Below are 14,131 nucleotides of genomic sequence, written 5' to 3' on the forward strand. Positions count from 1 at the left end.
CGAATGCCCGGAGTTGCCGGTGTCCGCCGCGCGATCTTCGCGCGGCACTGCCACCCGTGGAGCGCGTGGACCCGGTGGGCCAGCACGCCCCTGACGCTGATACCGATCTGGACCCGACGCCCCAGCCACGCTGTGCTGCTCGCGATGTGGTTCGCAGTCAATCCGGTGGTCTTCGGCAAGCCGAAGCACCTCGACGCCTGGGCGACGCGGGCCATGCTCGGCGAGGAACTGTGGATCACCGAGCGGCCCCGCGATGCCGCCGCGCTGCTCAGCATTGCCACTTCGGCAATCGCGCTTCGCGCGGCGATCGCGGCACGGCGTCGTCAGCTGAAACCGGCCGTCGTTTCCGTCGCGGTGCAAATGGCGCTGACCATGCTGTACTGGCAGCTGATGGTGCGGTATCTCGCGCGGCACCAACCCGGCACAGAGCCCCACCAGTAGCCTTGCGACATGCCCGACCAACCGCCTTCGTCCGAAGCGACACCGCCACCCGCGCCCGACCCTGGCGCGAGCAGACGCGAAAGCGCCTCGAATTCAGCGGATTCTGGTGCTTTCGCGTCTGCTCGCGGGGAGGAACCCTACGACCGCGGTGGTGTGCCGACCTTTGAATCGGTGCGCGAGAAGATCGAATCTCGCTATGGCGCCGCAATCGGCGCCGAGGAGCTGGCCGCCGACACCGAAGAGGGCCGCGCCGTCGAGGAACAATTCGAAGCGCGACAGCGCGCGGCCGCCGAGCGTTTGGCGCAAATCCGGGAGTCGATGCGCACCGATGAGTGACACCGTGCCGACTTCTCGGGCGGGCATGCAGTTCGGGCCCTACCAGCTGCGACGATTATTGGGCCGAGGCGGAATGGGTCAACGTGTGCGCGCCCGGAACCATTGACCAAACCGGCAAGGTCGCCGAGACCATCGCCGCAAAGGTGCCCAAATGACCAGCCGAATGACGTCCCAAGAGACCAGAGGCAGGCGCTGATCATGCGCAAGTTCAGTATTGCGGAGCGTCGAAACCGTTTGGCGCGAAGGCACTTTCTGTGCACATCGGGTTCAGTCACCCGAGTCACCGGTGCCCTGGTCGGGCTGCACGCCACCGACCCCGCCACGCCGTACCTGTCCCTGTGGGGACGGTGCCGCGGATTCGACATCGCCGATCTGGACCGGCTGCTGTACCAAAAGCGTTCCGCGGTGAAGCATCTGGCGATGCGGCGGACGTTGTGGGTGCTCAACACCGAGGACCTGGCACTGGTGCAATCGGCGGCCAGCGATCGCGTGGCCGAGAACGAGGAACGCCGGCTGATCGCCGACCTGGCCAAGGCCGGAGTGACCGTCGAGGGCGCGAGCTGGCTGGAGCGAGCCGGCGCGGCGGTGTTACACCACCTCGTCGAGCACGGCCCGGCCAGCAGCACCGAACTGCGGGCCGCACTGCCCGAGCTGGCTGGCAGCTATGATCCGGCACCCGGAAAGCGTTGGGGCGGTGCGGTTCCCGTCGCGCCGCGGGTGCTGACGGTGCTGTCGGCACAAGGCCGGATCGTGCGGGGCCCCAACGACGGCCGCTGGACCACGTCACGCCCGCGGTGGAGCGCCGTCGAGGACTGGCTGCCGGCGAAGGGCGCGCTGGTACCCGAGGCGGCGGCTCGGGCCGAATTGACCCGGCGGTGGCTGAAGACGTTCGGCCCGGCCAGCGAGGCGGACATCCGGTGGTGGTTCGGCACCACCCTCACCGCGCTGCGGGCGGCGCTTGCCGCTGTCGGTGCTGTGGAGGTGGACCTGCACGGCGGCCCCGGCTATGCGCTGGCTGACGACCTCGGCGTCGAACCCGAAGGGCCGCCGTGGTGTGCACTGTTGCCCGGCCTGGATCCCACCACCATGGGTTGGTCGGACCGCGACTGGTATCTGGGAGAGCATCGCGGCCAGGTCTTCGACAACAACGGCAACGCCGGTCCCACCGCATGGTGGAACGGGCGCGTGGTCGGCGGCTGGTGCCAGGATGACGACGCCCGAGTCCGGCTCCAGCTGCTGGAAGACCCGGGTAGCGACGCGCGCCGAGCGCTACAGCAACGCGCCGACGAACTCACCGCCTGGCTCGGCGGGGTCAGGATCAGCCCGCGCTTCCCCTCGCCGTTGTCCAAGTCGGTGGCGTCGGGTTGATCGCCATGGGGTATGCAGCCGCCATGGATTGGCTGACCACGCATGCCGTGGCGATCGGCGCGGCTCTGCTCGCGGCGTTGGCCGCGGCCGTCGGGATCGTTGTTCGGCAGGCCGCACTACAGGGTCCCGCTCTCGTCAGGGAAATGTCCGGCGCGGTCATCTCCGCCGTGCTGCGCGACCGGCTGTGGTGGTCGGGTACGGCCGCGGCGGTCTCCGGTTACGTATTCCAGGCCGTGGCCCTGGCGCACGGATCGCTGCTGCTGGTGCAGCCGCTGTTGGTTTCCTCGCTGTTGTTCGTGCTGCCGCTCAGCGCCTGGCGGTGCGGTAGCCGGGTGAGCGTATTCGAATGGGCCTGGGCGCTGTTGCTCACGGCCGCTCTGGCGATCTTCGTGCTAGTGGGCCAGCCGCAGGAAGGCGATTACCGGCCGGCGACGCTGACCTGGGCGCTGTCAATCACCGGCGCGGCGCTGGTGGTGGTGCTCTGCGTGCTGTTAGCTCGCCGCACCACCGATCGGGTGCGTGCGATGTCGCTCGGCGGCGCGGTGGCCGTCATGCTCGGAATGATCGCGGTGCTGACCAAAATGTGCACCCACCGCTTCGCGGTCGGCGGCTGGCACGGGCTGTTCAGCCTGCCCGCGCTGTACCTGCTGGTGCTGTTGGCTGTCGGGGTCACGGTGTTGCAGCAGTGGGCTTTTCAGGCGGGAGCCCTGCAGGCGTCGGTACCGGTGATGCTGGTCGGCGAGCCGCTGGTCGCGGTGCTGCTCGGTGTCGTCGTGCTGGGTGAGCAGCTGACCGCGCGAGGTATGGGCGTGATGGTGCTGCCGGCGGCGGTCGTAGCCATGGTGGCCGCCACGATCGCGCTCGGACGCGGCGAAGGCGCCCACACGGAGGAGGCCGCCCACAGCGGGCGCGACCCAGGCGAGTCCGACCCGTCGCCCGCGACGGGACCGGCGCTCAGGCGCTGACTTTGCGCCGCTTGGTGGTGGACCGCCGGGAATTGCCCGCCCGCGGTGGGGTGGGTGTCAGCACCTCGGCCAGGAACTTGCCGGTGTAGCTCTCCGGCACCGCGGCGATGTCCTCCGGAGTGCCTTGCGCGACAACGGTTCCGCCGCCGGCGCCGCCCTCAGGACCCATGTCGACGATCCAGTCCGACGTCTTGATCACGTCCAGGTTGTGCTCGATCACGATCACCGTGTTGCCTTTGTCGACCAGGCCGCTGATGACCTTGAGCAGCTTGCGGATGTCGTCGAAGTGCAGTCCCGTGGTCGGCTCGTCGAGGATGTAGATGGTGCGGCCGGTGGAACGCTTCTGCAATTCGGACGCCAGCTTCACGCGCTGCGCCTCGCCACCGGAGAGCGTCGGCGCGGGCTGGCCCAGCCGCACATAACCCAGACCGACATCGACCAGTGTGCGCAGATAGCGGTGAATGCCGGAGATCGGCTCGAAGAACTCCGCCGCATCCTCGATGGACATGTCCAGCACTTCGGAGATGGTCTTGCCCTTGTAGTGCACCTCGAGTGTTTCTCGGTTGTACCGGGCGCCCTGGCACACCTCGCAGGGGACGTACACGTCGGGCAGGAAGTTCATCTCGATCTTGATGGTGCCGTCGCCGGTGCACGCCTCGCAGCGACCGCCCTTGACGTTGAACGAGAATCGGCCGGGCTGGTAGCCACGCACCTTGGCCTCGGTGGTGGCCGCGAACAGCGTGCGGATCTTGTCGAACACCCCGGTGTAGGTGGCCGGGTTGGACCGCGGGGTGCGGCCGATCGGCGACTGGTCGACCCGCACCAGCTTGTCCAGGTGGTCAAGCCCGGTGACCCGGGTGTGCCGGCCGGGCACCTGACGGGCGCCGTTGAGCTTGTTCGCCAGCACCGCGGCCAGGATGTCGTTGACCAGCGTCGACTTGCCGGATCCGGAGACCCCGGTGACCGAGGTGAGAACCCCCAGCGGGAAGGACACATCGATGCCGCGCAGGTTGTGTTCCCGGGCGCCGACCACGGTCAGTTGGCGTCGCGAGTCCACCGGGCGCCGCAGCGCCGGCATCTCGATGCTTTCCCGGCCGGACAGGTACGCGCCGGTGATCGACTCCTGGTTGGTCAGCAACTCGCTGTAGGTGCCGCTGTGCACGATGCGGCCGCCGTGCTCGCCGGCCCGCGGGCCGATGTCGACGATCCAGTCGGCGTGCTCGATGGTGTCCTCGTCGTGCTCGACGACGATTAGCGTGTTGCCCAGATTCTTCAGGCGCGTAAGGGTTTCGATCAGCCGGCGGTTGTCGCGCTGGTGCAGCCCGATGGATGGCTCGTCCAGCACGTACAACACACCCACCAGGCCGGAGCCGATCTGCGTCGCCAGCCGGATGCGCTGGGCCTCACCGCCGGACAGCGTGGCCGCGGCGCGGGACAGGGACAGGTATTCCAGGCCCACGTCGAGCAGGAATCCCAGCCGAGACTGGATCTCCTTGAGCACCTGCCCGGCGATCGCCTTCTCGCGGGTCCCGAGGGTGAGTGCGTTGAGGAAGTCGGCGCAGTCGGCGATCGACAGGTCGCACACCTCGGCGATGGATTTGGGGCCGTGCTCCCCCGCCGCGAGGCTGACCGCCAGGATCTCCGGCTTGAGCCGGGTGCCATCGCAAACCGGGCACGGGACATCCCGCATGAAGCCCTCGTAGCGTTCCTTCATCTGCTCGGACTCGGTCTGGGCCATCTTGCGCTGCAGGAAGGCCAGCACACCCTCGAAATCGGCGTAGTAGGAGCGGGTGCGCCCGTACCTGTTGCGGTAGCGGACGTGCACCTGCTCGTCGCAGCCCTCGAGGATCGCCTTGCGCGCCTTTGCCGGCAGCTTGCGCCACGGCGTGTTGACGTCGAATCCCATCGCGTCGCCCAGGCCGGCCAGCATCCGGGTGAAGTACTCCGCCGTGTGCCCCGTCGACCAGGGCGCCACCGCCCCCTCGGCCAGCGTCAGGTCCGGGTCGGGCACCACCAGGTCCGGGTCGACCTCCTTGCGGATGCCCAGGCCGACACATTCCGGGCATGCGCCGTAGGGCGAGTTGAACGAGAACGACCGCGGTTCCAGGTCGTCGACGGCCAGCGCGTGCCCGTTGGGGCAGGCCAGCTTCTCCGAGAAGCGCTGCTCACGGGGATGGTCATGCTCGTCGCGGTCATCGGGAAACTCCAGGACCACGATGCCGTCGGCGAGGTTCAGCGCCGTCTCCACCGAGTCGGTGAGCCGCTGCTTGGCGGTGGCCTTGACCGTCAGGCGGTCCACCACCACCTCGATGTCGTGCTTCTCCTGCTTTTTCAGCTTGGGCGGCTCGGTCAGCGGATACACCACGCCGTCAACGCGGACGCGGCTGTAACCCTGGGCGTTCAACTTGTCGAAGAGGTCGGCGAACTCGCCCTTGCGGGTGCGCACCACCGGCGCGAGCACCAGGAACCGAATGCCCTCGTCCATCGCCAGCACCTGATCGACGATTTGCTGCGGTGTCTGACGGGCGATCCGCTCGCCACAGATCGGGCAGTGCGGGGTACCGGCGCGCGCATACAGCAGCCGCAGGTAGTCGTACACCTCGGTGATGGTGCCGACCGTGGACCGGGGATTGCGGTTGGTCGACTTCTGGTCGATGGACACCGCCGGGGACAATCCCTCGATGAAGTCGACGTCCGGCTTGTCCATCTGGCCCAGGAACTGGCGCGCATACGCCGACAGCGACTCGACGTAGCGGCGTTGACCTTCGGCGAAGATCGTGTCGAACGCCAGCGAGGACTTACCCGAGCCGGACAGTCCGGTGAACACGATCAGGGCGTCACGGGGTAGGTCGAGGTCGACGCCACGCAAGTTATGCTCGCGCGCGCCTTTGACAATCAGGCGGTCAGCCACGCACTCCCTTTCACCGGTTTTTCCCTCACAGACAGAGCTTCTCCCCATGCTATGTGCCCATACCGACAAGTCGTCCGCGGACAGTAACGTGACCCGTATGACCGCTGTGAGCGATAACTACACCGGACACGTCGAACCGGGCACGGCCGCGCTGCGCACGCTGCCCGGCGCCACGATCCTCAAGGCGTCGGTAGGCCCCATGGACAACAACGCCTACCTGGTGACATGTTCCGGGACCGGGGAGACGCTGCTGATCGACGCCGCCAATGACGCCGAAGTCCTGCTCGACCTGATCGACCGCTACGCGCCGAAGCTGTCGCTGATCGTGACCAGCCACCAGCATTTTGACCACTGGCAGGCGCTGCAGGCGGTTGCCGAAGCGACCGGGGCGCCGACGGCAAGCCACGAGATCGACGCCGAGCCGCTGCCGGTCAAGCCGGATCGTTTGCTGGCCCACGGAGACACGGTGCAGATCGGCGAGCTGATCTTCGACGTGCTGCATCTACGGGGCCACACCCCGGGTTCGGTCGCGCTGGCCCTTGACGGCCCGAAGACGGGCGGGGTGACCCACCTGTTCACCGGCGACTGCCTGTTCCCGGGGGGCGTCGGCAAGACTTGGCAGCCAGGCGATTTCGAGCAGCTGCTGGGCGATGTCACCACCCGGGTATTCGACGTGTACGCCGACTCCACCGTGATCTACCCCGGCCACGGCGATGACACGGAGCTGGGCGCCGAACGCCCGCACCTGGCCGAGTGGCGCGAGCGCGGCTGGTAATCGCTAGGTCGTGTGAACGATCAGCACGTCGACCTTCGCCTTGCGCGAGACGTTGGCCGGAACCGAACCCAATAGGCGTCCCGCAATCGTGCTCAGGCCGACGTTGCCGACCACCAGCAGATCGGCATTCTCGGACTCGGCCAGGTGAACCAGCGCGTCCACCGGGGCGCCTTCGATCGCGCGCTCGTCGACGTTCTTCGCGCCGGCGAGGTGCGCCCGCTCCTTGGCGTCCTGGAGGATCTCGTAAATCGGGGCGGTACCGGTCACCTTGTAGCTTTCGCTCTTGAGCGCATCGACGGCGCGGGCGTCCTCGTGCTGAGGCAGATACGCCGACGCGATGATCAACTTTGCGTCCTCTCCCGCAATCCTGGCTGCCCTGTCTACCGCGCGCATCGACGAATCCGAGCCGTCGGTCCCTACGACTACGGTTTGATAGGCGCTCATTTACCCTCCCAGGTGTCGGTTTCCGCCAACCCAAGACAGTATCGCGTTGCTGGACATAGATGGGAGAGATTTGCGGCGTGGCAGCCCTCACGCTGCCACGCCAAAGCAGCCCCGGTCACGTCCGGGCGATCCCGAACTGGCGGTCGGCCGCGCGAATCGGCCTACTGCACATAAAGTTAACAACCATCATGTCTGTCACGATCGTCGAGAATCCCCTGGCTGACGACGCCGAACCGGCGCCGTCAACTCGTGTCAGGGGCCGATTCGCCGATCCCTGGGCAGTGGGCGTGCTGACCGCGATAATCAGCGGCGCGTGGGCCAGCAGGCCTTCACTGTGGTTCGACGAGGGCGCCACCATCTCCGCGGCGGCCAGCCGGACGTTGCCCGAGCTGTGGAAGTTGCTGGGCCACATCGACGCCGTCCACGGCCTGTACTACCTGCTGATGCACGGCTGGTTCGCCATATTTCCGCCGACGGAGTTCTGGTCGCGGGTGCCCAGCGCTCTTGCCGTCGGCGCCGCGGCGGCCGGAGTGGTGGTGTTTGCCAAGCAGTTCTGCGGGCGCACAACCGCTCTGTGCGCGGGAGTCGTGTTCGCCATCCTGCCGCGGGTGACCTGGGCGGGTATCGAAGCACGCTCCTCGGCCCTGACGGTCGCGGTGGCGGCCTGGCTGACCGTGCTGCTGGTGGCCGCGGTACGGCGCAACCAAGTGCGGTTGTGGGTGTCCTACGCGCTGGTGTTGATGGTGTCGATTCTGGTCAGCATCAACACCGTGCTGCTGGTGCTGGTCTACGCCGCGATTCTGCCGTTGGCGGCCGGCTCGCGGCCGCGCAAGTGGCCGGCCATCTGGTTGGCGGTGACTTCGGCCGTCGCCCTGGGGGCGATGACGCCGTTCATGCTGTTCGCACACAAGCAGGTCTGGCAGGTCGGCTGGATCAACGGACTCAACCGGAACCTGTTCCTCGACGTCGTGCACCGGCAGTACTTCGACTACAGCGTCGCGTTCGCGATCGCGTCCGGCGTGCTGGTGCTGGCCGCCATCGGGGTGCGGCTGGCCGGGCGGTCACGGCACGAAGACGGCGCGGGCCGGTTGCTGGCGGTCAGTGGGCTGTGGGTGGTGCTGCCGACGGCCGCCGTGCTGATTTATTCGGTCCTCGGCGAGCCGATCTACTACCCGCGCTATCTGATCTACACCGCGCCGGCCGCGGCGGTCATCCTGGCGATCTGCATCGTCGCCATCGCCCGTAAGCGGTGGCAGGTGGTGGCACTGGTGATCGTGCTGGCCGCCGCCGCGTTCCCGAATTACCTGTTCACCCAGCGTGGGCCGTACGCCAAGGAGGGCTGGGACTACAGCCAGGTCGCCGACGTCATCAGCTCCCACGCCGCTCCCGGCGACTGCCTGCTGGTGGACAACACGGTGCCGTGGCGGCCCGGCCCGATCCGGGCGCTGCTGGCTACCCGGCCGGCCGCGTTCCGGTCGCTGATCGACGTGGAGCGTGGCTTCTACGGCCCGAAGGTCGGCGCGCTGTGGGACGGCCACGTCGCGGTGTGGTTGACCACAGCCAAGATCAACAAGTGTCCGGCGTTGTGGACGATCACGAACCGGGACACCTCGCTGCCGGATCATCAAGTGGGACAGTCGCTTTCACCGGGTACAGCGTTCGGCCGGACGCCCGTCTACCAGTTCCCGAGCTACCTGGGCTTCCGCATCGTCGAGCGCTGGCAGTTCCACTACTCCCAGGTGGTCAAGTCGACGCGCTAGCTTGGCAACCATGCAGACCTTGCTGGCCGACCCGCTGTTCGGCGGCACCGCACAGAGCAGCCGCCACATCGTCGAGCTGCTGGCCGCGTTCGGGCTGACCGCGCTGATCGGTTTCGAGCGCACCATCCAGGGCAAAAGCGCGGGGTTGCGCACCCAGACCATTGTCGGCACCTCGGCCGCGTTGATCCTGCTTGTCAGCAAGTACGGCTTCGGGGACGTGCTGGCACCTGGCGCGGTGGTGCTCGACCCATCCCGCGTCGCGGCCCAAATAGTCTCGGGCATCGGCTTTCTCGGCGCCGGGATCATCATCACCCGACGCGGCGCGGTGCACGGGCTCACCACGGCCGCGGCGGTGTGGGAATCGGCCGCAATCGGGATGGCCGCCGGCGCGGGTCTGCTGTTGCTCGCTGTCACGGTGGTGGCCCTGCACTTCGTCAGTGCCCTGGCCTTCAACGGGGTTGAGCGGCAGATCGCGGCCCGGATGCGTGGAACCGTCCGATTGCACGTGATCTACGAGGACAGCCGGGGAGTGCTGCGACAGCTGCTGCAGGTCTGTGGGCAACGCAAGTGGCTACTCACCGAGCTCGACGCCGATGCGCACGACCTCGACAGCGGTCAGGTCGGGGTGACGATGACGTTGTCCGGCAACCGGATTGCCAACGCGACCCAGGTGCTGGCCGGCGTCGACGGCGTCGCTGCGGTACTCAAAGCCGACGACGAGCCGGATTAGGCGCTTGTTGCCTGGCGGTCACGGCGGGTAGCCAGGTGGGAGGCGATGATGCCGATCGCGGCCAGCCCGGTGAAGGCCGTGTAGAGCCAGCGCGCTTCGATGACGTCGCCGCCGGTGGCGGTGTTGACGACGACGCCGGCCACTCCCGCCCCGAACGCCGCCGAGATCAGTTGCACCGTATTGATCGCCGCGGCTGCGGCCCCGCTTTCGGCTGGGTCGTCGACCGAGTCCATGGCGCGCGCCGACAGGTGCGGCCACGCCATCCCGATGCCGGTCCCAGCCACCAGCAGCGACAGCGCCCAAACCGCGACCAGACCGATCGACGCATCCGCTCGCTGGGTGACGGCGCCGATCGCCAGACCGGCCGCCATTACCAGGGGTGCGGCCAGCACGACGGTGCCGATAGTGCGGGGATTGCTCAATGACGCGCTGACGATCTCGCTGACCGTCCAGCCGATCGCCAGCGATGCGCCCAAGAAGCCTGCCGCGACCGGGGTGAGGTGTCCCAACCGCTGGCCGAACAGCGGCACGTAGGTGTCGATCATCACCGCCATCATCAGCACGGCCATCGTCAGGTAGATCCATTTCAACGGGCCCGACCCGAACACGCTGGGCGGCAACACCGCTGCGCGGCCCCGCCGGTCGACCAGCACGAAGGCGCCGATCAGCAGGACGCCAACGCCGAGCAGCGCGGCGATCACCCAGGCGTGGCGCGGAAGTTGCGCGACACTGACCGCCAGCGCTGCCGCCCCGATCAACAGCAGCGACCACACCGGCACCTTGAGGTCGGCAAGCGGTTGCTGTTGGCGCCCCGCGCCGCCGTCGCCGCGCAGGACGACCGGAACCAGGATGGCCATCAACACCGTTAGCAGCGCCATCGCGCCGAATGCCCAGCGCCACAACCCGAATTGCGCGAACAGCCCACCCATCGCCGGCCCGATCACCGTGGCGACACCCCACATCGCCGACACCAGGGCCGAACCGCGGGTCCACAGCGAGCGCGGCAGCGCGGAGTTGATCAGCGCGTAGCCCAGGCCGGCCAGCGTGCCGCCGGCCACGCCCTGCAGGGTGCGGCCCGCGATCAGCACTTCCATGCTCGGAGCGGCGGCACAAACCAGGCTGGCCATGCCGAACAGGGCCAGTGCCATCAGGAACGACGTGCGCGGCCCGAAGCGGCGCAGGACCGGGTTGACGGTGGTGGCGGCGACGACCGATCCGACCAGGTACAGGGTGACCACCCAGGCATAGAGGCGGCCGCCGCCGATCTCTTTGATGGTGCTGGGCAGCAGGCTGACGGTGAGGAACTCGTTCGTGGCGTACATCGCGACGCCGCCCGCCAGCACCGTCGAGGTGCCCAGGTGTTGGCCGAGCAGTTCGCGCCAGCTGCCGGTCTGTTGCGTTGTTTCCGTCACTTCAGGCCGGCGGCATCCATCCCGCGCAGCTCTTTCTTCAGGTCGGCGATCTCGTCGCGGAACCTTGCGGCTAGCTCGAACTGCAGGTCGCGGGCGGCGGCCATCATCTGCGCGGTCAGGTCCTTGATCAGGTCGGCGAGTTCAGCGCGCGGCATGTTCGACGTGTCGCGACCCTCGATCACGCCGGCGCTGACCGCGCGGCCGGGTTCACCCTGGGCGCGCCGGCCGCGGGACGCGTTGCGCCCCGATCCGCCGATCTCGACGTCAGTGTCGTCGGCCTCGCGGTAGACCTGGTCGAGGATGTCGGCGATCTTCTTGCGCAGCGGTTGCGGGTCGATGCCGTTGGCCTCGTTGTAGGCAATCTGCTTGGCGCGGCGCCGTTCGGTCTCGTCGATCGCTTCCTTCATCGAGTCGGTGATCTTGTCGGCGTACATATGCACCTCACCGGACACGTTGCGGGCGGCGCGGCCGATGGTCTGGATGAGGCTGCGGGTGGACCGCAGAAAGCCTTCTTTGTCCGCGTCGAGGATCGCCACCAACGACACCTCAGGTAAGTCCAGACCCTCCCGCAGCAGGTTGATGCCGACCAGCACGTCGTATTCACCGAGCCGCAGCTGGCGCAGCAGCTCGACGCGGCGCAGTGTGTCGACCTCGGAGTGCAGGTACCGGACACGGATGCCCATCTCCAGCAGATAGTCGGTGAGGTCTTCGGCCATCTTCTTGGTCAGCGTCGTCACCAGGACCCGCTCGTCGGCCTCGGTGCGCTTGCGGATCTCCCCGATCAGGTCGTCGATCTGCCCCTTCGTTGGCTTGACCACGACCTTCGGGTCCACCAGCCCCGTCGGCCTAATGACCTGCTCGACGAACTCACCGCCGGTCTGGCTGAGCTCGTACGGCCCCGGGGTGGCGGACAGGTAGACCGTCTGCCCGATCCGGTCGGCAAACTCCTCCCAGGTCAGCGGCCGGTTGTCGACCGCCGAGGGCAGCCGGAACCCGTACTCGACCAGGTTGCGTTTGCGCGACATGTCGCCCTCGAACATCCCGCCGATCTGCGGGACCGTGACATGCGATTCGTCGATGACCAGCAGGAAGTCTTCCGGAAAGTAGTCCAGCAGCGTCGCGGGAGCCGACCCGGCCGGCCGGCCGTCGATGTGGCGGGAGTAGTTCTCGATGCCGGAACAGAAGCCGACCTGCCGCATCATCTCGATGTCGTAGTTGGTGCGCATCCGCAACCGCTGGGCCTCCAGCAACTTGCCCTGGCCTTCGAGTTCGGCCAGGCGCTCGGCGAGTTCCTGCTCGATGGTGGAGATCGCCTGCGCCATCCGCTCGGGACCGGCAACGTAATGGGTGGCCGGGAAGATCCGCAGCGAGTCGACCTGGCGGATCACCTCGCCGGTCAGCGGGTGCAGGTAGTACAGGGCCTCGATCTCGTCGCCGAAGAACTCGATGCGGACCGCAAGCTCTTCGTACGAAGGGATGATCTCGACGGTGTCGCCCCGCACCCGGAATGACCCGCGGGTGAACGACAGGTCGTTGCGGGTGTACTGCACGTCGACGAGCAAGCGCAGCAACGCGTCGCGGGGCACCTCGAGCCCGACCTGCAGCTCCACTGAGCGGTCCAGGTAGGACTGCGGCGTGCCCAGGCCGTAGATGCAGGACACCGAGGCCACCACCACCACGTCGCGGCGGGACAGCAGCGACGACGTCGCGGAGTGCCGCAAGCGCTCGACATCGTCGTTGATCGAGCTGTCCTTCTCGATGTAGGTGTCGGTCTGCGCGATGTAGGCCTCGGGCTGGTAGTAGTCGTAGTAGGAGACGAAGTATTCAACCGCGTTGTGCGGCAGCATCTCTCGCAACTCGTTGGCCAGCTGGGCGGCCAGCGTTTTATTCGGCGCCATCACCAGGGTGGGGCGTTGCAGCCGTTCGATCAGCCAGGCGGTGGTCGCGGACTTACCGGTGCCGGTGGCGCCGAGCAGCACCACGTCGTGCTCTCCCGCTTTGATGCGGCGCTCCAGCTCGTCGATGGCGGCCGGCTGGTCACCCGCGGGCTGGTGTGGGCTGACCACCTCGAAGCGCGCGCCGGTGCGGACGAGTTCGTCGACGGCGCGGTATTCAGAGTGGGCGATTACTGGGTGTTCGGTGGCAAAAGCCATAGCACCAGGGTAAAGCCAGGCACCGACAGCCTTTATTCCTCGAGCTTGCCGGGCACCTATGGTGCAGCGAGTTACGACGGGCCGTTGGCTCCGGCTTTCCCGACCAGGGTGCCGCCCCGTCCGCCAATGCCGCCAACCGCGCCGCTACCACCGCCGGCGCCGCCGTCACCGCCGTCACCGATGAGTTGGGCGTTGCCGCCGTTACCACCGTCTTTGCTGACGCCCTGGTTGCCTGGCGCGGTGCCGCCCGTACCGCCGCCGCCGCCGGCGCCGCCCGCACCGCCGCCGCCTCCGTTGCCATAGAGGGATCCGCCGCCACCACCGGAGGCACCCGCCCCACCGTCGCCGCCGGCGCCGCCCGTGTTATTCGTACTCAGACCACCCTTGCCGCCGTTACCGCCGGCACCTCCGCTTCCGCCGTTGCCGATCAGTCCGGTGGCTCCTCCTCTTGCGCCGGCTCCGCCGTTCCCACCGATGCCACCGTCGGGGCCGTTATACGATATGCCTCCGGTTCCGCCGTCACCGCCTGTCCCGCCGGCACCGCCGTCGCCAGACAGGATTCCACCGGTGCCACCGGCGCCTCCGGCTCCGCCGTTGCCACCGGTTCCGCCGGGAGCGTTCCCATAAGTGACCCCGCCGCGTCCGCCGTTGCCACCACCACCGCCAGCACCGCCGTTGCCTATCAGGCCGGCGGCGCCGCCCTGTGCGCCTGCCCCGCCGGCACCGCCCTTGCCCGTCATGTCCGAGCCCATGGCGATATCACCACCGTCACCGCCCGAACCGCCGGCACCGGTAAGTCCGCGACCACCGCCTGGCTGATCGAACGGCTGCCGGAC

Annotated in this window: 11 protein-coding genes and 2 pseudogenes; 8 read left to right on the forward strand and 5 right to left on the reverse strand. The window is 67.9% G+C overall.

Annotated elements, in window-relative coordinates:
• Positions 1-3: 3 nt before the first annotated feature.
• The 5 genes and pseudogenes from A5645_RS25910 to A5645_RS25925 all read left to right on the forward strand — a co-directional run bounded on the left by A5645_RS25910 (position 4) and on the right by A5645_RS25925 (position 3,110).
• A complete protein-coding gene (locus A5645_RS25910; RefSeq protein WP_065036539.1) occupies positions 4-441 on the forward strand; it encodes a DUF6653 family protein in 438 nt (145 codons plus the stop codon).
• A 9-nt stretch (positions 442-450) separates the two neighbouring features.
• Positions 451-777: a hypothetical protein gene (locus A5645_RS29340; RefSeq protein WP_081288572.1), complete on the forward strand. Its 327-nt coding sequence runs from the start codon at positions 451-453 to the stop codon at positions 775-777.
• Positions 770-877 (forward strand): annotated as a pseudogene (locus tag A5645_RS28955) (hypothetical protein); the annotation flags it as partial. The gene A5645_RS29340 and the pseudogene A5645_RS28955, both read left to right, overlap by 8 nt.
• A 98-nt stretch (positions 878-975) precedes the next feature.
• Positions 976-2,145 carry a winged helix DNA-binding domain-containing protein gene (locus tag A5645_RS25920; RefSeq protein WP_065131541.1) on the forward strand — a complete coding sequence of 390 codons (1,170 nt, stop codon included), beginning with the start codon at positions 976-978 and terminating at the stop codon, positions 2,143-2,145.
• 5 nt (positions 2,146-2,150) lie between these two features.
• On the forward strand, positions 2,151-3,110 hold the full coding sequence (locus A5645_RS25925) for a DMT family transporter (protein WP_065131542.1): 960 nt from the start codon (positions 2,151-2,153) through the stop codon (positions 3,108-3,110).
• On the opposite strand, the gene uvrA is transcribed toward A5645_RS25925, so the two are convergent.
• Positions 3,100-6,021 (reverse strand): excinuclease ABC subunit UvrA, encoded by a 2,922-nt coding sequence (gene uvrA, locus A5645_RS25930; protein WP_065131543.1) that lies wholly within the window; start codon positions 6,019-6,021, stop codon positions 3,100-3,102. The genes A5645_RS25925 and uvrA overlap by 11 nt on opposite strands.
• A gap of 97 nt (positions 6,022-6,118) precedes the next feature.
• Between uvrA and A5645_RS25935 the strand changes: the two genes are divergently transcribed.
• Positions 6,119-6,796, forward strand: coding sequence for an MBL fold metallo-hydrolase (locus tag A5645_RS25935; RefSeq protein ID WP_065131544.1), 678 nt, complete (start codon positions 6,119-6,121; stop codon positions 6,794-6,796).
• Positions 6,797-6,799: 3 nt separating this feature from the next.
• On the opposite strand, the gene A5645_RS25940 is transcribed toward A5645_RS25935, so the two are convergent.
• Positions 6,800-7,240, reverse strand: a complete 441-nt coding sequence (locus tag A5645_RS25940; RefSeq protein ID WP_065036545.1) for a universal stress protein — start codon at positions 7,238-7,240, stop codon at positions 6,800-6,802.
• Between the two features lie 188 nt (positions 7,241-7,428).
• Between A5645_RS25940 and A5645_RS25945 the strand changes: the two genes are divergently transcribed.
• Together A5645_RS25945 and A5645_RS25950 are read left to right on the forward strand one after the other, a co-directional pair.
• Positions 7,429-9,000, forward strand: a complete 1,572-nt coding sequence (locus A5645_RS25945) for a mannosyltransferase (protein ID WP_065131545.1) — start codon at positions 7,429-7,431, stop codon at positions 8,998-9,000.
• Between the two features lie 10 nt (positions 9,001-9,010).
• On the forward strand, positions 9,011-9,730 hold the full coding sequence (locus A5645_RS25950) for an MgtC/SapB family protein (protein ID WP_065036547.1): 720 nt from the start codon (positions 9,011-9,013) through the stop codon (positions 9,728-9,730).
• Here the strand turns inward: A5645_RS25950 and A5645_RS25955 are convergent.
• From A5645_RS25955 to A5645_RS29190, 3 genes and pseudogenes are all read right to left on the reverse strand, one after another.
• A complete protein-coding gene (locus A5645_RS25955; protein ID WP_065131546.1) occupies positions 9,727-11,142 on the reverse strand; it encodes an MFS transporter in 1,416 nt (471 codons plus the stop codon). The genes A5645_RS25950 and A5645_RS25955 overlap by 4 nt on opposite strands.
• A complete protein-coding gene (gene uvrB / locus A5645_RS25960; RefSeq protein ID WP_065131547.1) occupies positions 11,139-13,295 on the reverse strand; it encodes an excinuclease ABC subunit UvrB in 2,157 nt (718 codons plus the stop codon). The genes A5645_RS25955 and uvrB overlap by 4 nt, the downstream gene beginning before the upstream one ends.
• A gap of 71 nt (positions 13,296-13,366) precedes the next feature.
• Positions 13,367-14,131, reverse strand: a pseudogene (locus A5645_RS29190) (hypothetical protein); the annotation flags it as partial.

Source organism: Mycobacterium asiaticum, from assembly GCF_001673635.1.
GTDB classification, from domain to species: Bacteria; Actinomycetota; Actinomycetes; order Mycobacteriales; family Mycobacteriaceae; genus Mycobacterium; species Mycobacterium asiaticum_C.

Bases quoted from the DNA above. Each gene is read 5' to 3' on its own strand.
- A5645_RS25950 (WP_065036547.1), top strand. From the start codon at position 9,011: ATGCAGACCTTGCTGGCCGACCCGCTGTTCGGCGGCACCGCACAGAGC.
- uvrB (WP_065131547.1), bottom strand. From the start codon at position 13,295: ATGGCTTTTGCCACCGAACACCCAGTAATCGCCCACTCTGAATACCGC.
- A5645_RS25945 (WP_065131545.1), top strand. From the start codon at position 7,429: ATGTCTGTCACGATCGTCGAGAATCCCCTGGCTGACGACGCCGAACCG.
- A5645_RS25920 (WP_065131541.1), top strand. From the start codon at position 976: ATGCGCAAGTTCAGTATTGCGGAGCGTCGAAACCGTTTGGCGCGAAGG.
- A5645_RS29340 (WP_081288572.1), top strand. From the start codon at position 451: ATGCCCGACCAACCGCCTTCGTCCGAAGCGACACCGCCACCCGCGCCC.
- A5645_RS25910 (WP_065036539.1), top strand. From the start codon at position 4: ATGCCCGGAGTTGCCGGTGTCCGCCGCGCGATCTTCGCGCGGCACTGC.
- A5645_RS25940 (WP_065036545.1), bottom strand. From the start codon at position 7,240: ATGAGCGCCTATCAAACCGTAGTCGTAGGGACCGACGGCTCGGATTCG.
- A5645_RS25925 (WP_065131542.1), top strand. From the start codon at position 2,151: ATGGGGTATGCAGCCGCCATGGATTGGCTGACCACGCATGCCGTGGCG.
- A5645_RS25935 (WP_065131544.1), top strand. From the start codon at position 6,119: ATGACCGCTGTGAGCGATAACTACACCGGACACGTCGAACCGGGCACG.